Below are 20,094 nucleotides of genomic sequence, written 5' to 3'. Positions count from 1 at the left end.
GCTCAGCAGTCGAGGAACTGCTGAACTGCCTCGGTGAGGATGCTCCCGCCGTCGGTGTTGAGATGAATGCCGTCGATGTGGAATCGCCAGCCGTTGCGCCGCGCGATCTCGTCAAAGCTTTGGCGCAGCACCATTTCCCGCCACAGGTAGTCGCGGTAGAGCGACGCGAAGGAGAAACGGGTGAACGGCTTGGTCGCCGCCGCCCGGGTGAGGCGCTCCTGGAACGCTTCGTAGAACGGAATGTAGTCCGTGGACTCCCGCACCGCAGCTTCGCGGATGATGCCGTTGTAAGTGCCGAACAGGTCGTTGAGCCGCGCCTGAACCGGATGTCCTGAACCGGGCGCTTCCCCAACCGGGGCAAGGGAACTCAGCGCGATCCTCGCGCCGGTCTCCCGTTGCAGCCGGCGCACGATGACGGCCAGGTTCTCGTCGAACCGCGCCGGTGTAGGTTCTTCGCGGAGCCCCTTGAAAGTGCGAACGAATCGCCGGAAGTTGGGAAAGACGCTCGCCATGATGTCGTTGCTCCCGATCAGCACGATGACCCGGTCCGGCCGGCGCGCTATCAACCGGTCGAGGCGCCGGACGGCGTTGACCGACAAATCCCCGCCAACGCCGAGGTTGACGAAGCGAAATCGGTTGTTGCGGGGCCGCTTTTCCAGCTCGTCGATCCATTTGTAGGTGCCCCTGGACGCTGTGGTGCTCGACCCGAGGCAGGCCACCGTTTCGGAAGGCGGCGGGTCGGTCATGGCGTGCGGCCGAGGATGTGGCACAGCACCCGACCGAGCTCGTCACCTGGCGAGCGCGGGAGCTCGTCGGCGCGCCAGGCGACGAAGTCGTCGGGTCGCACCAACAACGCCCCGTCGGGCGCCAGCCCTGCGTCGGCGGACCACGATCCGTCCAGGTCAACCGCGGTACCGATGCGCCGCAACGTGATTGGGACATGGGCGGCCTTCGATGCGCAGGCCACGGCGTCAGACCATGCGGCGTCGTCGTCACCGGTAAGCAGCGTGAAGCCCGGCCCGAGCAGGTCGAGCGTGGAGACCCGCTTTCCGCCGTCGATAACCCATGCGTGCGGCACGCGGGTGCCGGGCTGCCCGCGCAATTCGTCGATCAGCGACACGGCATCGGGATCTACCGGCCCGGCAGCATCGGAAACCACTGCACCCGAGCGGTATTGGTAACCGATAAGCAACGCGAACATCGGCGCCTCCTCGTCCGGCGGTAATAGGGGCCGGTCGTCGTCCAACCGCAGAAAGCTTAGCGACGGCCCGGTAAGCGACTGGCGCGCGTTGAAGCGCCCGACCGGGTGTCGCTCGGCATGGTAGGTGGACAGCAGGGCCGCGCCGGCGGTCCCGTTCACGACGGCGGCCAGTTTCCAGGCCAGGTTATGCGCGCTCTGGATGGCGGTGTTGGCCCCGCCGCCCTTGAACGGCGGCATGGTGTGGGCCGAGTCACCGACGAGAAACACTCGGCCGCATTGGAATTGGTCGGCCACCCGCTCGTAGGGCTGCCAGGGTGCGACGTCGATGACTTCCACGTCCATCGGCTCACCGATCGCTTTGGTCAGCATCTCGCGGCACCGCTGGGCGGTGAACTGTTCGGCGGTTTGCCCGCGGGCGGGAAAGTACGTGGTGATGAACATGCCCAAGTCCTCGCGCACCGACAGAAAGATGCCCTCCACATCCGGGTTGCTGACTTGGATGCCGTCACCGTCGCCCAGGCCCGGAGCGAATTTTCGCCAGGGCGCGCGAAAGTAGACGAACACGACATATATGGGCAATGCCCCGTGGCCGGAGGTGGTCACGCCAAGCGCGTCGCGGACCGGGCTGTACACGCCGTCGGCGGCGACGAGATAGTCGGCGCGCACCGTCTCGGTCGCGCCCGACTCGCGATCGCGAATAACCGCGGTGACGCCGCTCGCGTCCTGTTCGAACGAGCAAAACTCCGTGTTGTAGCGCACCTGGCTGCCGCGCCGGCGGATGTGGGTGAGCAGGATCGGCTCGAAGGCGCTCTGCGGGCAGTACTGGCCGCCGGGCTCGGGGCTCAAATCCTCGAACGGCGCGAAAATCGCGTTGACGTCGATCGCCTGACGCTCTTCGGCGCTGTTGAGCGTCGGCTTGCTCAGCATGTCGGAAACGCCGTCGGCGATCGCGTGGACCTCGTCGGCCAATCCGAGACCACGCAGGATCTCCAGGCTGCGGAAGCTCAGGTTGCGGGCTTTCGGGTAGATGAAGACCTCGCGCCGCTTCTCGACCAGCAGCGAGCGCACCCCGTGTTTGGCCAGCAACGCCGACGTGGCGAGGCCGGCGGCGCCGGCGCCGACGATGAGGACGGGAACCTGTGTGGTCGTCATACGACAAAATGATAGTCTCTATCAATAGATATTGACAGTCATAATCGCCCCCAGACGCGCCCTAGCGCAGGCGCGCCAGGAACTCCTCGGCCGCCGGTATCGCCCGCTCGCGGTCGGCTTCGACCAGGCCGATGCGGGTCCGCCGGTCCACGATGTCGGAGACGTCCAGCGCGCCCTCATGGGTGACGGCGTACTCGAATTCCGCCCGCGTGACGTCGATGCCCTCGGCGACCGGGTCGGTCGGCCGCTTGCACGTGGCGCTGGCCACGACCTTGGCCGCCTCGGCGCCGTACCGCTGCACCAGGGACAGCGGCAACCCGGCGACCGGGCCGGAGCCCGGCGGTCCAGGGTTGGCGGGCGCCCCGATCAGCGGCAGGTCGTGGGTCCGGCACTTCGCGGCGCGCAGGTGCCGCAGGCTGACGGCACGGTCCAGCACGTCTTGTGCCATGTAGCGGTATTCGGTCAGCTTGCCGCCGATGACGCTGATGATCCCGGATGCCGACTCCACGACGGCGTGTTCGCGCGAGACGTCGGCGGTGCGGCCCTCGCCGGCGTCGATCAGCGGGCGCAGCCCCGCGTAGGCGCCGATGACGTCGGCCGGTCCGAGCGTGACCCCCAACGCGGTGTTGACCGTGTCGAGCAGGAACGTGACCTCGTCGGCCGACGGCGCCGGCACGTCCGGGATCGGCCCGGGCGCGGCTTCGTCGGTCAGCCCCAGATAGACCCGGCCCAGCTGCTCGGGCATGGCGAACACGAATCGGTTGAGCTCACCGGGAATCGGAATCGTCAGGGCCGCAATCGGATTCCCGAACGCTTGGGCGTCGAACACCAGATGCGTGCCGCGGCTGGGCCGCAACCGCAACAGGCCGTCGATCTCCGCGGCCCACACCCCGGCCGCGTTGATGACCGCCCGGGCCGCCACGTCGAATGACTGCCCCGTGCGCTGGTCGGTCAGCCGCACCGAGGTGCCGGTTGCCTTCGACGCCGACACGTAGGTCAAGATCCGCGCGCCGTGCTGCGCCGCGGTGCGCGCGACCGCGGTGACCAGGCGGGCGTCGTCGATCAGCTGCCCGTCGTAGGCCAGCAGGCCGCCGTCCAGTCCCGCGCGCTCCACCGTGGGCGCCAGCTGCACGACGCGCTCCGGTGGGATCCGGCGCGACCGCGGCAGCGTCGACGGCGGCGTGCCCGCGAGCTTGCGCAGCGCGTCGCCGGCCAGGAAACCCGCGCGCACTAGCGCGCGCTTGCCGCGGCTCATGGACGGCAGCAGGGGGACCACTTGCGGCATGGCGTGAACCAAATGAGGGGCGTTGCGGCTCATCAGTATTTCGCGCTCGAGCGCGCTGCGGTGGGCGATCCCGACATTGCCGGTCGCCAGGTAGCGCAGCCCACCGTGCACCAATTTCGAGCTCCACCGGCTGGTGCCGAAGGCCAGGTCGTGCTTCTCCACCAGCGCCACCCGCAGCCCCCGCGACGCGGCGTCCAGGGCGATGCCGGCGCCGGTGATGCCGCCGCCGATCACGACGACGTCCAGCGGCTCGCCGTCGGCCAGGGCTGCAAGGTCGGCCTCGCGGCGGGCGGCGTTCAGCGCGGTGGGGTCGGGTATCACGACAGGTACCCGTTCAGCGAGTAGGCGAGTTCGGCGGCCAACGTGTCGGCGTCGAGGAGCGGTTCGACGATCTGCGCCGACTGGATGGTCGACTGCGCGATCAGCAACACCATCGTGGCCAACTGGACGGGGTCACCGGCGCGCACGCTGCCGTTGCGCTGGGCCACGCGCAGCCGGCCGGCCAGCGCGTCGATCAGCATGTGCTGGCTGGTGCCCAGCCGCTCGGTGATGTAAATCGGCGCGAGTTCGGAGTGCAGCACCGACATGACGAGCCGGTCGCGGCGCAGTAGGTTGGCCACCGTAACAATCTGCCGCACAAGGGATTCGCGGTCGTCACCGAGCAGCGGGGCGTCCCGCATCATCTCGGTGATGTGGCGGGTCAACAGCGCCGCCACGATCGACGGCGTGTCCGGCCAGCGCCGGTACACCGTGGGCCTGCTGACGCCGGCGCGTCGCGCGATCTCGGCCAGGGTCACCCGGTCCACCCCGAAGTCGACCACACAACTGGCCGCCGCCGCCAGGATGCGCTCCCCGGTGTCCGCCGGAACGCGTGCGTTACTGATTGACAGCATGTGTAATACTGTAACGCATGACGCAACCCGAGGGCCTGCTCCCCCCGATGAAGTGGAACGCGTGGGGGGATCCCGCCGCGGCCAAGCCGCTCTCCGAGGGGATCCGAACGCTGCTGAAACAGGCTGTCGGCGTGCAGGATTCCGGAGCAGCCGAGCTGCAACCCGAACAGGTGCGCCTCCGCCCGTCGGCGTTGTCGCCGGCGCACCGCGACGCGCTGGCCGAACTCGTCGGCGCCGCCTACTGCCGCACCGACGATCGAGACCGGCTGCTGCACGCCGGCGGCAAGTCCACCCTCGACCTGCTGCGCCGCAAGGACACCGGCGAGCAGGACGCGCCCGACGCGATCCTGTTGCCCGGCGACGAGGACGCGGTCGCCACGGTTCTGCGCTATTGCTCCCACCATCGCATCGCCGTCGTTCCGTTCGGCGGGGGCACCAGCGTGGTCGGCGGCTTGGACCCCATTCGCGGCGAGTTCCCCGCGGTGGTGTCCCTCGACCTGCGCCGCCTCGACCGACTGTTCTCCCTCGACGAGGTGTCCGGTCAGGCCGTGTTCGGGGCCGGCGTCACCGGGCCGGACGCGGAGCGCACCCTTGGCGCCCAAGGCTTTTCGCTCGGGCATTTCCCGCAGAGCTTCGAATACGCGACGATCGGCGGCTTCGCCGCGACGCGCTCGTCCGGGCAGGACTCGGCGGGCTACGGCCGGTTCAACGACATGGTGCGGGGCCTGCGCGTGGTCACGCCGGTGGGCACCCTGGACCTGGGCCGCGCGCCCGAGTCCGCCGCGGGCCCGGACCTGCGTCAGCTGATGATCGGGTCGGAGGGCGTCTTCGGTGTCATCACCCGGGTCCGGCTGCGCGTGCACCGGGTGCCCGAGGCCATCCGCTACGAGGCGTGGTCCTTCCCCGACTTCCAGACGGGCGCCGCGGCCCTGCGCGCCGTCACGCAAACCGCCACCGGCCCAACGGTCATCCGGCTTTCCGACGAGGCCGAGACCGGGGTCAACCTGGCCACCACCGAATCCATCGGCGAGAGCCAGATCACCGGCGGCTGCCTGGGCATCACGGTGTTCGAGGGCACCAAGGAACACGTCGAAAGTCGGCACGCCGAAACCAGCGCCTTGCTGGCGGCCCAGGGCGGAACGTCGCTGGGTGAAGCGCCGGCGCGGGCGTGGGAGCACGGGCGGTTCGGTGCGCCGTACCTGCGCGACTCGCTGCTGTCGGCGGGCGCGCTGTGCGAGACGCTCGAGACGGCCACCGACTGGTCCAACGTTCCCGCGCTCAAAGCCGCTGTGACGCAAGCGCTTACCGATGCGCTGGCCGCAAGTGGCACGCCCGCGCTGGTGATGTGCCACATCTCGCACGTCTACCCCACCGGGGCGTCGTTGTATTTCACCGTCGTCGCCGGGCAGCGGGGCAACCCGATCGAACAGTGGCGGGCCGCCAAGAAGGCCGCCTGCGACGCCATCATGGCCACCGGGGGGACCATCACGCACCACCATGCGGTCGGCGCCGATCACCGGCCCTGGATGGGCGACGAGGTTGGCGAGCTGGGTGTGCAGGTGTTGCGGGCGGTCAAGGCGACCCTGGACCCGGCCGGAATCCTCAACCCGGGCAAGCTGATTCCATGACTCGCCGCGAGATCGCGAAGGTGATCGCGCTGACCAACCCCGTCTCTGGGCACGGCACGGCGATCCGGGCGGCACAGCTCGCGATCGCGCGGCTGCACCACCGCGGGGTCGAGGTCGTCGAGATCATCGGCGACGACGCGCGAGACGCGCGGTACCTGGTACGCGCCGCGCTGGACAAGGGCGCCGACGCGGTGATGGTGACCGGCGGTGACGGCGTCGTGTCCAACGCGCTGCAGGTGCTGGCGGGCACCGACGTGCCGATGGGCATCGTGGCGGCCGGGACGGGCAACGACCACGCCCGCGAATTCGGGCTGCCCACCAGGGATCCCGAGGCCGCGGCGGACGTCATCGTGGACGGCTTCACCGAGACGATCGATCTGGGTCGGATCCGCGACAGCGACGGGGCCACCAAGTGGTTCGGCACCGTGGCGGCCACCGGATTCGACTCCCTGGTGACCGACCGGGCCAACCGGATGCGTTGGCCGCACGGGCGGTTGCGGTACTACCTCGCGATGCTCGCCGAGCTATCGCAGCTGCGGCTCCTGCCGTTCCGCCTGGTACTCGACGGCACGCGCGAGATCGACGCCGACATCACGCTGGCCGCGTTCGGCAACACCCGCAGCTACGGCGGCGGCATGCTGATCTGCCCGCACGCAGATCCCACCGACGGCCTGCTCGACATCACGATGGTGCACGAGGCGTCGCGCACCAAGCTGGTCCGCCTGTTCCCCACCGTCATGAAGGGCACCCACATCAATCTCGACGAGGTGAGCACGACGCGAGCCCAATCCATTCACGTCGAGTGCCCCGGCATCAACGTCTACGCCGACGGCGACTTCGCCTGCCCGCTGCCCGCGGAGATCAGCGCGGTTCCTGGCGCGCTGCGCATCCTGTGCCGAGGCACGACCACGAGCGGCTCGAATCCGGCAGAGACCTAGCCGACGCCGCGGCTGAGCCAGGTCACCTCGCCGACCTCGCCGCCGTCGCGGTACGCCTCCAGGGCGTCATCCCACGCCGTTCCGAGCACCGTGTCCAGCTCGGCGGCCAGGGTGTCGGCGCCCTGCGACATCAGCGCCCGCAGCCGCATCTCCCCGACCATGACGTCGCCGTTGGCGCTCATCGCCCCGCTCCACAGGCCGAGCTGCGGGGTGTGGCTGAACCGCTGGCCGTCGACTCCGGGGCTGGGGTCCTCGGTGACCTCGAACCGCAGCACCGACCACGACCGCAGGGCGTTGGCCAGCCTGGCGCCGGTGCCCACCGGCCCGACCCAGTTGGTGACCGCGCGCAGCTGACCGGGCATGGCCGGCTGCGGCGTCCATGTGAGGTTCGCCTTCGCCCCAAGGGTCGACGACAACGCCCACTCGACATGCGGGCATACCGCCGCGGGCGAGGCGTGCACGTACACCACGCCAGTCGTCACGTCGGCGAATTGATTCGACGCACGCATTTCCTGCTCCTTCGGTTCCGCGAGGGACGTCTTCCCCAACGACCTGGCGGGACCTGGCAAGCAGGATGTCTAACTATTTGTGTGTCGTGCGTGTCTATTGTGCCTTGTGATACCGGTGTTGCGCTAGTGTGCATTTTTTCTCAGCCGTATTCGGCGATCACGGCGTCGGAAAACGCCGGCCACGGCTGCAGCGCCCACTCCCCGAAATCGCGGTTGGTCAGGGCCACCACCGCCAGCTCCCGTTCGGGATCTGCCCAGATGAATCCACCCGCCTGCCCGAAATGGCCATAGGTCCGCGGCGAATTGCGCGCCCCCGTCCAGTGCGGCGATTTGGCGTCCCGAATCTCGAAACCCAGCCCCCAGTCGTTCGGCCGCTGCACGCCATAACCGGGGAGCACGCCATCCAGGCCGGGAAATTGCACGGTCGTCGCCTCGGCGTGCAGCTGGGCGGAAACCGTCGTCGGGCGCAGCAAATCCCCGGCGAATTTCGCCAGGTCAGTCACCGTGGACACCGCCCCGAACCCCGCGGCGGCCGCGCCGCCGTCCAGCCGGGTGCAGGCCATTCCCAGCGGCTGGAACACCGCATCGGCCAGGTAGCGGCCGAATTCGATCCCGGACTCGCGCTCCACGGTCTGGGCCAGCACGGCGAAGCCGTGGTTGGAGTAGATGCGCCGCGCGCCGGGGGCGGCCAGCACACGATCGTTCTGCAGCGCCAGGCCCGACGCGTGCGCCAGCAGGTGGCGGACGGTGGCTCCGGGCGGCCCCGCGGCGGTGTCCAGGTCGACGACGCCCTCTTCGACGGCGACCTGCACGGCCCGGGCCACCAGCGGCTTAGTGACCGACGCCAGCGCGAACGCCCGCTCGGTGTCGCCGTGGCAGGCCAGCACCCCGTCGGGTCCGATCACCGCCGCGGCGGCGGCCTTTACGGGCCAGTCATCGAGAGCGTCGAGGGCGGCCATCACTTTCTGGCGATGTAGTAGTTGTTGATCGGGTCGGACTCGATCTCCGCGACCCGCACGTCGCCGAATCCGGCGTCGGCCAGCATTGCGGTGGCCAGCTGCGTCCCCCATGCGGTGCCGAGCCCGGCGCCGTCCAGCGCCAGCGATACGGTCATGCAGTGCATCAGCGACGTGGTGTACAGGTAGGTGCTCATCGGAACGCCGACGTTGTCCTCGAGCCGGCTCGACGCCTTGATGTCGGCCATCAGCAACACGCCGCCGGGCCGCAGTGCGCGGTAGATGTTCTCCAGCACCTTCGCGGGCTGGGCCTGGTCGTGGATGGCGTCGAACACGGTGATGACGTCGTAGGCCGCAGCCTTGTCCAGCTCGGCCAGGTTGTGGCTTTCGAAGGCCGCGTTCTTTAGGCCGAGGTCGGCCGCCTCGCGGGCGCCGACGGCGATCGCCTCGTCGGAGAAGTCAATGCCGGTGAAGCGGCTGGCGGGAAAGGCGCGCGCCATCACGTTGATCGCGTGGCCGCTGCCGCAGCCGAAATCCGCTACGTCGGCCCCGGCCCGCAGGCGTTCGACGAGGCCGTCGACAAGCGGCAGCACCACGTCGACCAACGCGGTGTCGTACACCACCCCGCTCTGCTCGGCCATCAGCGCGTGGAAGCGGGGGAATTCGCGGTAGTGCAGGCCGCCGCCGTCGCGGAAGCAGCCGATGATCTTCTGTTCGACTTCGGCGAGCAGCGGGACGAACAGGGTCACCAGCGCCAGGTTGTCCGGGCCGGCCGCCCGGGTCAGCACGCCGGCGCGGTACGCGGGCAGCGAGTAGGTGCCGGCGTCGGCGTCGTAGTCGACGACGCGCCCGGTCGTCATGCCGGCGAGCCACTCCCGCACGTAGCGCTCGTTGAGTCCGGCCGCCTCGGCGATCTGCGCGCTGGTGGCCGGCGCGAGGCCGGCCATCGTGTCGAGCAGACCGGTCTGGTGCCCGATGCTCAGCAGCAGGGTCAGGCTGGCGCCGTCGATGGCCGCGGTGATTCGTTCGCTGAATTCTTCGCTGGTTTCTTCCCTGGTTTCCGAGGCGGTCTCGGGTGCCGTCATGGTCAGCGACGGTACACCGTAGTTTGGTGGCCATGAGTCAGACAGTGCGCGGTGTGATTTCACGCAAGAAGGGCGAGCCCGTCGAGCTGGTGGACATCGTTGTTCCCGATCCCGGGCCGGGTGAGGCCTTGGTGGATGTCATCGCTTGCGGGGTGTGCCATACCGACCTGACCTACCGTGAGGGCGGCATCAACGACGAGTATCCGTTCCTGCTCGGGCACGAGGCCGCCGGCCGCGTCGAGGCCGTCGGGCCGGGCGTGACCGCGGTCGAGCCGGGCGACTTCGTGATCTTGAACTGGCGCGCGGTCTGCGGGGAGTGCCGGGCCTGCAAGCGCGGCCGCCCGCAGCTGTGCTTCGACACCTTCAACGCCACCCAGAAGATGACGCTGACCGACGGCACGGAACTGACGCCGGCGCTGGGCATCGGGGCGTTCGCCGACAAGACGCTGGTGGCCGCCGGGCAGTGCACCAAGGTCGACCCGGCCGCCGACCCGGCGGTCGCGGGCCTGCTGGGCTGCGGGGTGATGGCCGGCATCGGCGCGGCGATCAACACCGGCGCCGTCACCCGCGACGACACCGTCGCGGTGATCGGCTGCGGCGGCGTCGGGGACGCCGCGATTGCCGGCGCCGCGCTGGTCGGGGCCCGGCGGATCATCGCGGTCGACACCGACGACACCAAGCTGGACTGGGCGCGCAAGTTCGGCGCCACCCACACCATCAACGCCCGCCAGGCCGACGTGGTCGAGGCGATCCAGGATCTGACCGACGGGTTCGGGGTCAACGTGGCGATCGACGCGGTCGGGCGGCCCGAGACGTGGAAGCAGGCCTTCTACGCCCGCGACCTAGCGGGCACCGTGGTGCTCGTGGGGGTTCCCACGCCCGACATGAAGCTCGACATGCCGATGATCGACTTCTTCTCCCACGGCGGGTCGCTGAAGTCGTCGTGGTACGGCGATTGCCTGCCCGAACGCGACTTCCCGACGCTGATCGATTTGTACCTGCAGGGCCGGCTGCCGTTGGAGCAGTTCGTCTCCGAGCGCATCGGCCTGGGCGACGTCGAGGAGGCCTTCCACAAGATGCACGGGGGCGCGGTGTTGCGTTCGGTGGTGGAGCTCTAAATGGTCGAGATTCAGAAGGTGGTCACCCACGGCACGTTCGAACTCGACGGCGGCAGTTGGGAAGTCGACAACAACATCTGGTTGATCGGCGACAACTCCAACGTCGTGGTGTTCGACGCCGCGCACACGGCCGAGCCGATCATCGAGGCCGTGGATGGCCGTCACGTCGTCGCGGTGGTGTGCACGCACGGCCACAACGACCACGTGACGGTCGCACCGCAACTGGGCGAGGCGCTCGACGCGCCGGTGCTGCTGCACCCGGCCGACGAGGTGCTGTGGCAAATGACCCACCCCGACAAACCGTTCCGCTCGGTCTCCGACGGCGAAACGGTCAGCATCGGCGGAACCGAGCTGCGCGCGCTGCACACCCCGGGCCACTCCCCCGGATCGGTGTGCTGGTATTCCCACGACCTGGGCGTGGTGTTCAGCGGCGACACCCTGTTCTCCGGCGGCCCGGGCGCCACGGGCCGCTCGTATTCGGATTTCCCGACGATCCTGCAGTCGATCTCCGAGCGGCTGGGCAAGCTGCCCGGCGAGACCCTGGTCCACACCGGCCACGGCGACAGCACCACCATCGGCGACGAAATCGTGCACTACGAGGAATGGGTGGCCAGGGGGCACTGAGCGCGGGGGCACTGAGCGCGGGGGCACTGAGCCCGGCGGCCCGTGCGAAGGCCCCATCCGTCACACGCGTAGCGGTTTTCCTACCACTATGCGCTCCTCGAATTTGATATCACCGGCGATATCAAATTCGAAAGTCGCCTATTGGCGGGAGACAGCGGCTACCGCCCCTCGAGGATCCGGCGCTTCTCGGCCTCGAACTCCTCCGCAGTCAGCGTCCCCGAATCACGCAGCGCGGCAAGGGTTTTGAGCCGCTCCAGGCGCACTCCCTCGTCGGTCGGCTCGACCGGCGCCGCGGGCACGACCGGCGGACGGTAGTACGGGTTGGCCGCCACCACCGCCCTGCGGCGGGTGCGGCCCAGCCACCAGCCCGACACAAGCGAGCCGGCCAGCCCGACCACGAAGGCGGCGACGAACAACCACACCAAAAAGCCGTGGGAACTGTTGCGCCCGAAGGCCAGCCGCGGATTGATGTAACCGTTGACCTGCCCGTCGGTCGTGATGTTGTAGGTGCCGCTCGACGCGACGTGAGCGACCCACACCCGCACGTGCGCGTCGTTGTTGACCGTCGTCGTGGTCCCGATGTTCTCGGTCACCACGGGCTGCGCCACCCCGTCGGGCGGCGCGATCGTGACGCCCAGCGGCGGCACCGGCAGCCCGCGGTCGGGGCCGCTGATGACGATGGTGTGCAGGCTGATGGTGACGTCACCGGCGGGCAGGTTGAGGCTGCCCGAACCGGGGACGGGCACCTCGCCGTAGGCGTTGTATTTGTCCAGGAAGAAGGCGTTGAGCACCAGGGCGGCGATGAAGCCGCCCACCGATACGACCATCACGACGATGGCGGCGGCCAGCGAAATCTTCGCGAGCCGTCGGCTGCTCATGCAGGCAGTGTGTCACCGTGACGCGAAGCGGCGCACACTGGGAGCCGGGTCAAACCGGTAAGGAGTGATACGCATGGCCAACGATCTCGTCGCCACGGTCCCCGACTTGTCGGGCAAGCTGGCAATCGTCACCGGCGCCAACAGCGGCCTGGGGTTCGGCCTGGCCCGCCGCCTCGCGGCCGCCGGCGCCGACGTCGTGATGGCGATCCGCAACCGCGCCAAGGGCGAAGGGGCGATCGAGGAAATCCGCAAGACGGTGCCCGACGCCAAGCTGACCATCGCGGCGCTTGACCTGTCGTCGCTGGCCTCGGTCGCCGCGCTGGGTGAGCAACTCAACGCCCAGGGCCGCCCGATCGACATCCTGATCAACAACGCCGGCGTCATGACGCCGCCGGAGCGCGACACCACCGCCGACGGCTTCGAATTGCAGTTCGGCAGCAACCATCTCGGGCATTTCGCGCTCACCGGGCACGTGCTGCCGCTGCTGCGGGCCGCCGGCAAAGCACGCGTCGTCTCACTGAGCAGCCTGGCGGCCCGCCAAAGCGGCAAGATCCACTTCGACGACCCGAATTTCGAGAAGTCCTACGCGGCGATGTCGGCTTATGGCCAGTCCAAGCTGGCGGTGCTGATGTTCGCCCTCGAGCTGGACCGGCGCAGCCGCGCGGGCGGCTGGGGCATCGTCTCCAACGCTGCGCACCCGGGCCTGACGAAGACCAACCTGCAGATCACCGGGCCCTCGCACGGCCGGGAGAAGCCCGCCCTCATGGAGCGGCTGTACAAGGCGTCCTGGCGCTTCACCCCGTTCCTCTGGCAGGAGATCGACGAAGGGATCCTGCCGGCGCTGTACGCCGCCGTTGCCCCACACGCCCAAGGCGGCGCGTTCTACGGGCCCCGCGGGTTCCAGGAGCTGGCCGGCGGCGGCGTGCGATCGGCCAAGGTGCCCGCGCCGGCCCGCAACGAGGCTGACTGCCAACGACTTTGGGAGCTTTCCGAGCAGCTCACCGGCGTGACCTACCCGAAGCCGAACTGACGACTATCGTTGGGACATGCGGCCTCAGCCCAGGATGCCCGAATCGAGCATTGTGGTTCGGCCCGAGCCCGTTTACACCCGGTCGTCGCGCCTGCAGGCCGCCGGGCTGGCGCCGGCCATCGCGATGTTCGAGCGCGCCGCCGAGCGGGTAGCGCTGCCCAGGCCGCCGCAACCCATCGTCATCGCCGACTACGGCGCCGCAAACGGGCACAATTCGCTCAAGCCCCTGTCGGCGGCCATCGCGGTGCTGCGCCGCCGCACCCGGCACGACCACGCGATCCTGGTGGCGCACACCGACATACCGGACAACGACTTCTCGGCGCTGTTCCACACCCTGGAAGACGACCCGGAGAGCTACCTGCAGCTCGACAACGCGACGTTCGCGTCGTCGATCGGCCGCTCGTTCTACGGGCAGATCGTGCCGTCCAAGACGGTCAACCTCGGCTGGTCGTCGTGGGCGACGCAGTGGCTGAGCGCGATGCCTACAGAGGTGCACGATCATGTGCACGTCGCCTACAGCAACGACCACGCGGTGCGCTCGGCGTACGCCGAGCGGGCGGCGCTGGACTGGCACAACTTCGTCGCGTTCCGCGGCCGCGAACTGGCCCCCGAGGGTCGGTTGGTGGTGATGACCATCGCGCTTGACGAAGACGGCACGACGGGGTTCGCGACGCTGATCGACGCGATGCTCGAGGGGCTGCGGGAGCGCGTGCGCGACGGCTTGGTGCGCGAGGAGGAGGTGCGGCGGATGACCATTCCCACCTTCGCCCGCGGCGAGAAGGACTTCCGCGCCCCGTTCGCGCCCAGCGGACGATTCGAAGGCCTGACGATCGACCACCTCGAGATGTTCAACGCCGAGGACCGATTCTGGGCCCGCTTTCAAGCCGACCGCGACGCCGAGGCCTTCGGCGCGCAGTGGGCGGCCTTCGCCCGCACGGCGCTGTTTCCCGCGCTGGTGCGCGGCCTTGACGGCGGGATGCACGACGGCCGGGCCCGCGAGTTCCTCGATCAGCTCCAGGGAGCGGTCGCCGAGCAGCTGTCAATCGCACCCGAGCCGATGCGGATTCCGCTGGCCCTGGTCGAGCTGGTCAAGAGCGAACGGTCCGGCGTGTGAGAGTTTCGACACAACGCCGCAACGGGTAACCCCCACAGATCTGACCTGCGATTGCGAGGGGGTTATTGCATGAGCGTGCAGGACGATAAGTCGGCTGACCAGGACACCGATCGCAAGTCGGCTGATGAGGACACCGATCAGAAGCTGACGGAAAAGCCAGAGCCCGACGAGGACGACAAAAAGAAGGCCGCCGAGATGATGGAGGCCTACAAGGAAAAGCCGACCATCGTGTTGCCCGGTACCGGCGGGAGCGTTTCGGGGACCGCCGTCAACGACTGGCTCGACGACGACGGCAATCCCAAGCACGAAGTCCCCGAGGGCACCGACTCGAAGGCCGAGAAGTCCGACGACGAGCGCGACGAGCAGGCGCTGAAGGAACAGATCGAGAAGGACAAGGCCCTCAACGAGAAGCTCAAAGAGGCCGCGGCCGCGGAGAACAAGGGCGAAAAGGGTTGAACGCTTGGCCCATTCGGAGTTAAGGGCCTAGTTGCGGAATGCCGCTGATACCCAGGTCGCCCGCGATTCCTTGAACGATCTGATTGACGCGGTCCAACCCCGGAATGGGTTCGTTGAGACCGGGCACCGGGGGGATGGGCGGTGCCTCCGGGATCCGCGGGGCCGCCGGACGGGCGGGACCGGCCGCCAGCGGCGGAGCCTGCTGCGGTTTGGCTGACGGGACACTGGTGGACGGCGTCTCGGTGTTGGCGGGCGGGTTGGTATCCGTGGTCGACGGCGGCGGAGCCTCTTGGGTCGGCGGCGCCTGCTGCGCCGTCGCGGTGTTGGGCGCCGGCGCGGGCACCCGGCTGCTGGTCACGCCCGGAGGCGGAGTCGTCGCCGATTTCTCCGAGGTCAGACCGATCGTGACCGCCGTGCCCACGAGCGCCAACGCGGCCGCCGCGCCGACGACCCCCGCCAGCACCGGCAGCCGAAACAGTCGGCTCTTGCGCTTGGCGACCGGCTGCTCGGCCGGCTCGTCGCCGGCGGCCGGCCGCTCCGGAGCCGCTGGAGCGGCCTGCGCCGTCGCCGTGACGGGCGCGGCCGGCGCCGACGCCGTGGCCGCCGCGGCGAAGGCTTCCCCGGGCCCGTGTGCCGCCCGCAGCGCGGCCCCCGTGGCGGCCGTCAGCTCCGGGCGCGCCGTCGTGATGACCGGGACGCGGAAGTACTGCGACAGCGTGGTGGTGATCGACGGGATGTGCGCGCCGCCGCCGGCGGAGACCACCGCGACCAAATCCTGAATCCCGTTGCGGGCCAATGCGCTTTCCAGCACCGCCACGAACCGGTCCAGCGGGGTGCGGATCGCGTCGTCGAGCTCCTCGCGGGTGACCCGGATTTCGCCGGTCAGCCCGTCGGTCAGCGTGGTGACCGTGTTCGATGACAGCTCTTCTTTGGCGCTTCGGCAGGCGGTGCGCAGCCGGCTGAGCGAGCCGATCGCCACGGTGCCGGCCGGGTCGAAGGACGCGGTGCTCGGCAGGTTGGAGACGACGGCGCTCAGCAGCGCCTGGTCGATCAGGTCGCCGGAGAAGTCGTGCAGCCGCAGGGTGGGGGCCAGCGCCTGGTAGTCGCCGTCGGCGCGCATGAACGTGACGCCGGTGCCGGTGCCGCCGAAGTCGCACACGGCGACCGTGCCGCGGCTGGGTAGGCCGGCGTTGTTGCGCGCGGCGACCAACGTGGCGGCGGCGTCGGGGATCAGCAGCAGGGGTCGGGCCCGGTTGGACCATTCGGCCACCGAGCTCAGCGCGGTGCCCACCGTGTCCACCGCCGCGGACGGCCAGTGGGCGGGATAGGTGACGGCGACGCTGTCGGGCAGGGGCCGCCCGCCGGTGACGGCGTAGGCGAGGGCGCGCATGGCGTCGGCGATCAGTTGCTCGCTGCGGTGCACCGAGCCGTCGGGCGCGACGATGCCGCGCGGGTCACAGACCCGGTTGACGAACCCGGTCAGCACCAGCCCGGGCTGGTCGAGCCGCGGGTTCTCCGCGGGGATGCCGACCTCGGGCGCGCGTTCGGGGTAGAGCGTCAGGACGGGCTTGCGGGTGATGGCCTGGTCGGCGGCGACGGCCGCCAGGTTGGTGGCCCCGATCGACAGTCCCAGCGCGGTCCCAGCTCCATCAGCCATATATCCCAACCCCAACTTCAGCGACTCGCAAACCGGCTAGCCGTTATTGTGCCGCCGAAACCTGTACCGCGTCTCAGCGGAACCTAGGTGCCCGCTGTGCGCGGTATCAGCGGATGTTGCCGGCCCCCGCGATCAGCGGCAGGTCCAGCGGCGTGATCCAGCCCGGCCGCAGGTCGTTGACCGCGGGCACCGCGTTGAGGGCGCGCATCCCGGTCGCCAGGCACCCGGCCGTGGCCGCGTCGCGGCCCGAGCCGTCGGTGAACCGGAAGGCGGTCTCCTGGAAGATGCTGGGCGTGCCCTCGATGTCCACCCGATAGACGTCGTTGTCGTGGCCGGACGGCCAGTCGGGGGCGGCGTCCAGCCCGATGCGGTTGACGTGCTCGAGCTGAATCCTGGTGTCGCCCTTGTAGATTCCATTGATGGTGAATCGGACGGCGGCGACGTGCCCGGCCTTGATGACGCCCTTGACGGTGTGCCGCTCGGTGGGCGTCACCCATTTGTCCCAGGTGGTGGTGATCTCGTCGAGCATGATGCCGGCGGCGTGGGCGATCATCGGGACCGTGGCGCCCCACGCGAAGATGAGCATGTTGGAGTCTTCGAGCATGGGGCTGTATTCGGGTTCGCGGCCGATGCCCATCTCCACTTCGTAGTCGCCCTCGTAGTTGGTGTAGTCGAGCAGTTCCGAGGCGCGCACCCGGCGCACCTCCGAGCACAAGCCCATCAGCGTCATCGGGAACAGGTCGTTGGCGAAGCCCGGGTCGATGCCGGTGGTGAAGCAGGACGACTCGCCCAGTTCGCAGGCCTCGGTGATGGGGGCGATCCAGTTCGGCGGGTTCAGGTGCATCGTCGGCCACACCCACGGGGTCATCGCTGTTGAGCACACGTCGATCCCGGCGCGCAGGAAGCGGGTGATCAGCGCGATGTTGTCCTTGGCGTGCATCGCGGTCGGGCCGTAGTGCACCAGCGCGTCGGGCTGCAGCCCGATCAGGGCGTCGACGTCGTCGGTCGCGATGATGCCCGTCGGCTCGGGCAGCCCGCAGATCTCGCCGACGTCGCGGCCGACCTTGTCGGGATTGCTGACGCCGACGCCGACCAACTCGAACAGCGGATGCTTGACGATCTCGGCGATCACCATCTTGCCGACGAAGCCGGTGCCCCAGACCACCACACGTTTTGGACCGTGTTCCGACATACTCACCTTCCCGTGCCAGCCCCCGTGCGACTCACCCTAGACCGGGCCGCCCCGTGCCTTGGCCGGAAACCTTCCCTAGCACCGTGCGTGGTGACACGATGCAAAATATGACCAAGCATGTGCGCGGGCTCTCGATCCTGTTCGGTGTCGGCATCGCGGCGGCCCCGGGCGTGGCGCACGCCCTCCCCCAGATGCCCCAGGCCCGTTACGAGGTGACCGGTACCGGCGTCGCGCAGTACATCTCGTACCAGACCGATGCCGGCCAGCTGCACCAGGTGAACGCGCCGCTGCCGTGGTCGACGGAATTCACCGCCTTCGGGGGGCAGGTGTTCGTGATCAGCGCGCAGGGGGTCGGACCCATCCGCTGCCGGATCCTGCTCGACGGCAACGTCGTCGCCGACGCGCAGTCGGCGGGCGGCCGGACGGTTTGCACCCACTGACGGAGGTCCTTGGTGAGCCTGAAGACGGGTATCGCGGCGCGAACCAACGGGGCGCCTCCGCCGGAGGTTCCGCTCTCCGACATCCACCTGGATTCGCTCGACTTCTGGGGTCTGGACGACGACTTTCGCGACGGCGCGTTCGCCACGCTGCGCCGCGAGGCCCCGCTGTCGTTCTGGCCCGCGCTCAAGATGGAGGGATTCACGGCGGGCCAGGGCTATTGGTCGCTCACCCGCCACGACGACGTGCATTTCGCCAGCCGTCACCCGGAGATCTTCAGCAGCAGCCCGAACATCACGGTGAATGACAACGCGCCGGAGATCGCGGAGTACTTCGGGTCGATGATCGTGCTCGACGATCCGCGCCACCAGCGGTTGCGCTCGATCGTCAGCCGGGCCTTCACCCCGAAGGTGGTGGCGCGCATCGAGGCGTCGGTGCGCGAGCGCGCCCGCCGACTGGTCGCGTCGCTGGTCGCCGACCACCCCGACGGCGAAGCCGATCTGGTGACCGAACTCGCCGGTCCGCTGCCGCTGCAGGTTATTTGCGACATGATGGGCATCCCCGAGGAAGACCATCAGCGAATCTTCCACTGGACCAACGTGATTCTCGGGTTCGGCGACCCCGACCTGACGACCGACTTCGACGAGTTCCTGAAGGTCTCGATGGACATCGGCGCGTACGCCACCGCGCTCGCCGAGGACCGCCGCGTCAATCACCACGACGACCTGACCACCAGCCTGGTCGAAGCCGAGGTCGACGGCGAACGGCTGACGTCGGCGGAGATCGCGTCGTTCTTCATCCTGCTGGTGGTCGCCGGCAACGAGACCACGCGCAACGCGATCAGCCACGGGGTGCTGGCGCTGTCCCGCTACCCCGACGAGCGGGTCAAGTGGTGGGCCAACTTCGACCGGCTGACGCCCACGGCCGTCGAGGAGATCGTGCGGTGGGCCTCGCCGGTCGTCTACATGCGGCGCACCCTGACCCGCGACTTCAAGCTGAGCGGAACCAAGCTGGCCGAGGGCGACAAGACCGCGCTGTGGTACAACTCGGCCAACCGCGACGAGTCAAAGTTCGCCAATCCCTGGCTGTTCGACGTGGCGCGCACCCCCAACCCGCATTTCGGGTTCGGCGGCGGCGGGGCGCATTTCTGCCTGGGCGCCAACCTCGCCCGCCGCGAGATCCGGGTCGTCTTCGACGAATTGCGCCGCGAGATACCCGACATCGTCGCGACCGACGAGCCCGCGCGGCTGCTGTCGCAGTTCATCCACGGCATCAAGGCCCTGCCGGTCGCCTGGACCCCGCCCCGGTAGCGCTCGGTCTGCAAGCATGTGCGCACTCGAAATTTGATAGCGCCCGCGGTATCAAATTCCGCCTAACCTAGTCGCCATGACGATTCCCGCGTTCCCCTCCGCGGAGGTGCTGGCCGCCCGCGAGAAGCTGGTGCTCGACCATTTCCACGACGAGGTCCGCCAGGACTGGGACGACGTGCTGGCGACGTTCCCGCATCCGCGCTACGAGCTGATCCCGCAGATGGTGGTGCACGACGGCGACACGGCGGTGCGCGACTACTACACCTACACGCGCACCGCGTTTCCCGATCAGGACCACCAGATCATCGCGCTGCGGCACAGCGCCGACGCGGTGATCGTCGAGTTCTGGTTGATGGGCACCCATCGCGGCTACCTGGGCAAGGTGCCGCCCACGGGCAGCCGGTTCCGGGTCCGCATGACGGCCTACTTCGTCTTCGACAACACCGAAACCCTTGTCTGCGAACGCATTTACTTCGACACGCTGACCATGATCAAGCAGCTCCTCGGCGGGCTGGACATGAAGAGGCCGGCGAACTGGTTGCTGGCCGCGCGCTGCGCGCGCGGCTTCCTGTCGATGTCGTCGGAACAGCCCGACCCGGCGCTCACGGGTGCCTAAGCCTGCCGTCGCTG

Annotated in this window: 19 protein-coding genes and 1 pseudogene; 10 read left to right on the top strand and 10 right to left on the bottom strand. The window is 69.0% G+C overall.

The genetic code is table 11. The annotated features are described in order from the left end of the window. Window positions 1–2: 2 nt before the first annotated feature. The 4 genes from ACEL92_RS10975 to ACEL92_RS10960 all read right to left on the bottom strand — a co-directional run bounded on the left by ACEL92_RS10975 (window position 3) and on the right by ACEL92_RS10960 (window position 4,531). On the bottom strand, window positions 3–746 hold the full coding sequence (locus tag ACEL92_RS10975) for an SGNH/GDSL hydrolase family protein (RefSeq protein WP_374025586.1): 744 nt from the start codon (window positions 744–746) through the stop codon (window positions 3–5). Beyond that, a complete protein-coding gene (locus tag ACEL92_RS10970; protein WP_374025585.1) occupies window positions 743–2,353 on the bottom strand; it encodes an FAD-dependent monooxygenase in 1,611 nt (536 codons plus the stop codon). The genes ACEL92_RS10975 and ACEL92_RS10970 overlap by 4 nt, the downstream gene beginning before the upstream one ends. A 61-nt stretch (window positions 2,354–2,414) precedes the next feature. After that, complete coding sequence (locus tag ACEL92_RS10965) at window positions 2,415–3,959, bottom strand: glycerol-3-phosphate dehydrogenase/oxidase (protein ID WP_374025584.1); 1,545 nt, start codon at window positions 3,957–3,959, stop codon at window positions 2,415–2,417. Further along, window positions 3,956–4,531, bottom strand: a complete 576-nt coding sequence (locus tag ACEL92_RS10960) for a TetR/AcrR family transcriptional regulator (protein ID WP_374025583.1) — start codon at window positions 4,529–4,531, stop codon at window positions 3,956–3,958. Before ACEL92_RS10960 ends, ACEL92_RS10965 begins: the two co-directional genes overlap by 4 nt. Window positions 4,532–4,578: 47 nt before the next feature. On the opposite strand from ACEL92_RS10960, the gene ACEL92_RS10955 reads away from it, so the two are divergent. Continuing rightward, window positions 4,579–6,159, top strand: coding sequence for an FAD-binding oxidoreductase (locus ACEL92_RS10955; protein WP_374026172.1), 1,581 nt, complete (start codon window positions 4,579–4,581; stop codon window positions 6,157–6,159). Continuing rightward, a pseudogene (locus ACEL92_RS10950) lies at window positions 6,156–7,066 on the top strand (diacylglycerol kinase); the annotation flags it as partial. The gene ACEL92_RS10955 and the pseudogene ACEL92_RS10950, both read left to right, overlap by 4 nt. A 27-nt stretch (window positions 7,067–7,093) precedes the next feature. On the opposite strand, the gene ACEL92_RS10945 reads toward ACEL92_RS10950, so the two are convergent. From ACEL92_RS10945 to ACEL92_RS10935, 3 genes are all read right to left on the bottom strand, one after another. Beyond that, complete coding sequence (locus ACEL92_RS10945) at window positions 7,094–7,606, bottom strand: DUF3145 domain-containing protein (protein WP_067749648.1); 513 nt, start codon at window positions 7,604–7,606, stop codon at window positions 7,094–7,096. A 140-nt stretch (window positions 7,607–7,746) separates the two neighbouring features. After that, complete coding sequence (locus ACEL92_RS10940) at window positions 7,747–8,565, bottom strand: serine hydrolase domain-containing protein (protein ID WP_374025582.1); 819 nt, start codon at window positions 8,563–8,565, stop codon at window positions 7,747–7,749. Next, window positions 8,565–9,647 (bottom strand): class I SAM-dependent methyltransferase, encoded by a 1,083-nt coding sequence (locus ACEL92_RS10935; protein WP_374025581.1) that lies wholly within the window; start codon window positions 9,645–9,647, stop codon window positions 8,565–8,567. The genes ACEL92_RS10940 and ACEL92_RS10935 overlap by 1 nt, the downstream gene beginning before the upstream one ends. Before the next feature lie 32 nt (window positions 9,648–9,679). On the opposite strand from ACEL92_RS10935, the gene ACEL92_RS10930 reads away from it, so the two are divergent. Both ACEL92_RS10930 and ACEL92_RS10925 read left to right on the top strand, forming a co-directional pair. Further along, window positions 9,680–10,765 carry an S-(hydroxymethyl)mycothiol dehydrogenase gene (locus tag ACEL92_RS10930; protein ID WP_374025580.1) on the top strand — a complete coding sequence of 362 codons (1,086 nt, stop codon included), beginning with the start codon at window positions 9,680–9,682 and terminating at the stop codon, window positions 10,763–10,765. Continuing rightward, complete coding sequence (locus ACEL92_RS10925; RefSeq protein ID WP_374025579.1) at window positions 10,766–11,389, top strand: MBL fold metallo-hydrolase; 624 nt, start codon at window positions 10,766–10,768, stop codon at window positions 11,387–11,389. A 158-nt stretch (window positions 11,390–11,547) separates the two neighbouring features. On the opposite strand, the gene ACEL92_RS10920 is transcribed toward ACEL92_RS10925, so the two are convergent. Next, on the bottom strand, window positions 11,548–12,267 hold the full coding sequence (locus ACEL92_RS10920) for an SHOCT domain-containing protein (protein WP_374025578.1): 720 nt from the start codon (window positions 12,265–12,267) through the stop codon (window positions 11,548–11,550). Between the two features lie 73 nt (window positions 12,268–12,340). On the opposite strand from ACEL92_RS10920, the gene ACEL92_RS10915 reads away from it, so the two are divergent. From ACEL92_RS10915 to ACEL92_RS10905, 3 genes are all read left to right on the top strand, one after another. Next, window positions 12,341–13,297, top strand: a complete 957-nt coding sequence (locus ACEL92_RS10915; RefSeq protein WP_374025577.1) for an SDR family oxidoreductase — start codon at window positions 12,341–12,343, stop codon at window positions 13,295–13,297. Window positions 13,298–13,313: 16 nt separating this feature from the next. Next, complete coding sequence (locus ACEL92_RS10910) at window positions 13,314–14,411, top strand: SAM-dependent methyltransferase (RefSeq protein ID WP_374025576.1); 1,098 nt, start codon at window positions 13,314–13,316, stop codon at window positions 14,409–14,411. A 69-nt stretch (window positions 14,412–14,480) separates the two neighbouring features. Beyond that, on the top strand, window positions 14,481–14,867 hold the full coding sequence (locus ACEL92_RS10905) for a hypothetical protein (protein ID WP_374025575.1): 387 nt from the start codon (window positions 14,481–14,483) through the stop codon (window positions 14,865–14,867). A 19-nt stretch (window positions 14,868–14,886) separates the two neighbouring features. Here the strand turns inward: ACEL92_RS10905 and ACEL92_RS10900 are convergent, their stop codons facing one another. Together ACEL92_RS10900 and ACEL92_RS10895 are read right to left on the bottom strand one after the other, a co-directional pair. After that, window positions 14,887–16,524 carry an Hsp70 family protein gene (locus ACEL92_RS10900; protein ID WP_374025574.1) on the bottom strand — a complete coding sequence of 546 codons (1,638 nt, stop codon included), beginning with the start codon at window positions 16,522–16,524 and terminating at the stop codon, window positions 14,887–14,889. 106 nt (window positions 16,525–16,630) lie between these two features. Then, complete coding sequence (locus ACEL92_RS10895) at window positions 16,631–17,716, bottom strand: dihydrodipicolinate reductase (protein WP_374025573.1); 1,086 nt, start codon at window positions 17,714–17,716, stop codon at window positions 16,631–16,633. A gap of 107 nt (window positions 17,717–17,823) precedes the next feature. On the opposite strand from ACEL92_RS10895, the gene ACEL92_RS10890 reads away from it, so the two are divergent. From ACEL92_RS10890 to ACEL92_RS10880, 3 genes are all read left to right on the top strand, one after another. Beyond that, window positions 17,824–18,156 carry an MmpS family transport accessory protein gene (locus ACEL92_RS10890; RefSeq protein ID WP_374025572.1) on the top strand — a complete coding sequence of 111 codons (333 nt, stop codon included), beginning with the start codon at window positions 17,824–17,826 and terminating at the stop codon, window positions 18,154–18,156. Between the two features lie 12 nt (window positions 18,157–18,168). Continuing rightward, window positions 18,169–19,464, top strand: coding sequence for a cytochrome P450 (locus ACEL92_RS10885; protein ID WP_374025571.1), 1,296 nt, complete (start codon window positions 18,169–18,171; stop codon window positions 19,462–19,464). 76 nt (window positions 19,465–19,540) lie between these two features. Next, window positions 19,541–20,080, top strand: coding sequence for an ester cyclase (locus tag ACEL92_RS10880; protein ID WP_374025570.1), 540 nt, complete (start codon window positions 19,541–19,543; stop codon window positions 20,078–20,080). The last annotated feature ends 14 nt before the right edge of the window (window positions 20,081–20,094 follow it).

Source organism: Mycobacterium hainanense (assembly GCF_041890355.1).
Classification (GTDB): Bacteria; Actinomycetota; Actinomycetes; order Mycobacteriales; family Mycobacteriaceae; genus Mycobacterium; species Mycobacterium hainanense.
This window is presented reverse-complemented; position numbering and strand designations above follow the sequence as displayed.

Bases quoted from the DNA above. Each gene is read 5' to 3' on its own strand.
- ACEL92_RS10970 (WP_374025585.1), bottom strand. From the start codon at position 2,353: ATGACGACCACACAGGTTCCCGTCCTCATCGTCGGCGCCGGCGCCGCC.
- ACEL92_RS10935 (WP_374025581.1), bottom strand. From the start codon at position 9,647: ATGACGGCACCCGAGACCGCCTCGGAAACCAGGGAAGAAACCAGCGAA.
- ACEL92_RS10905 (WP_374025575.1), top strand. From the start codon at position 14,481: ATGAGCGTGCAGGACGATAAGTCGGCTGACCAGGACACCGATCGCAAG.
- ACEL92_RS10900 (WP_374025574.1), bottom strand. From the start codon at position 16,524: ATGGCTGATGGAGCTGGGACCGCGCTGGGACTGTCGATCGGGGCCACC.
- ACEL92_RS10960 (WP_374025583.1), bottom strand. From the start codon at position 4,531: ATGCTGTCAATCAGTAACGCACGCGTTCCGGCGGACACCGGGGAGCGC.
- ACEL92_RS10975 (WP_374025586.1), bottom strand. From the start codon at position 746: ATGACCGACCCGCCGCCTTCCGAAACGGTGGCCTGCCTCGGGTCGAGC.
- ACEL92_RS10930 (WP_374025580.1), top strand. From the start codon at position 9,680: ATGAGTCAGACAGTGCGCGGTGTGATTTCACGCAAGAAGGGCGAGCCC.
- ACEL92_RS10910 (WP_374025576.1), top strand. From the start codon at position 13,314: ATGCGGCCTCAGCCCAGGATGCCCGAATCGAGCATTGTGGTTCGGCCC.
- ACEL92_RS10890 (WP_374025572.1), top strand. From the start codon at position 17,824: ATGACCAAGCATGTGCGCGGGCTCTCGATCCTGTTCGGTGTCGGCATC.
- ACEL92_RS10920 (WP_374025578.1), bottom strand. From the start codon at position 12,267: ATGAGCAGCCGACGGCTCGCGAAGATTTCGCTGGCCGCCGCCATCGTC.
- ACEL92_RS10895 (WP_374025573.1), bottom strand. From the start codon at position 17,716: ATGTCGGAACACGGTCCAAAACGTGTGGTGGTCTGGGGCACCGGCTTC.
- ACEL92_RS10880 (WP_374025570.1), top strand. From the start codon at position 19,541: ATGACGATTCCCGCGTTCCCCTCCGCGGAGGTGCTGGCCGCCCGCGAG.
- ACEL92_RS10945 (WP_067749648.1), bottom strand. From the start codon at position 7,606: ATGCGTGCGTCGAATCAATTCGCCGACGTGACGACTGGCGTGGTGTAC.
- ACEL92_RS10915 (WP_374025577.1), top strand. From the start codon at position 12,341: ATGGCCAACGATCTCGTCGCCACGGTCCCCGACTTGTCGGGCAAGCTG.
- ACEL92_RS10955 (WP_374026172.1), top strand. From the start codon at position 4,579: ATGAAGTGGAACGCGTGGGGGGATCCCGCCGCGGCCAAGCCGCTCTCC.
- ACEL92_RS10925 (WP_374025579.1), top strand. From the start codon at position 10,766: ATGGTCGAGATTCAGAAGGTGGTCACCCACGGCACGTTCGAACTCGAC.
- ACEL92_RS10940 (WP_374025582.1), bottom strand. From the start codon at position 8,565: ATGGCCGCCCTCGACGCTCTCGATGACTGGCCCGTAAAGGCCGCCGCC.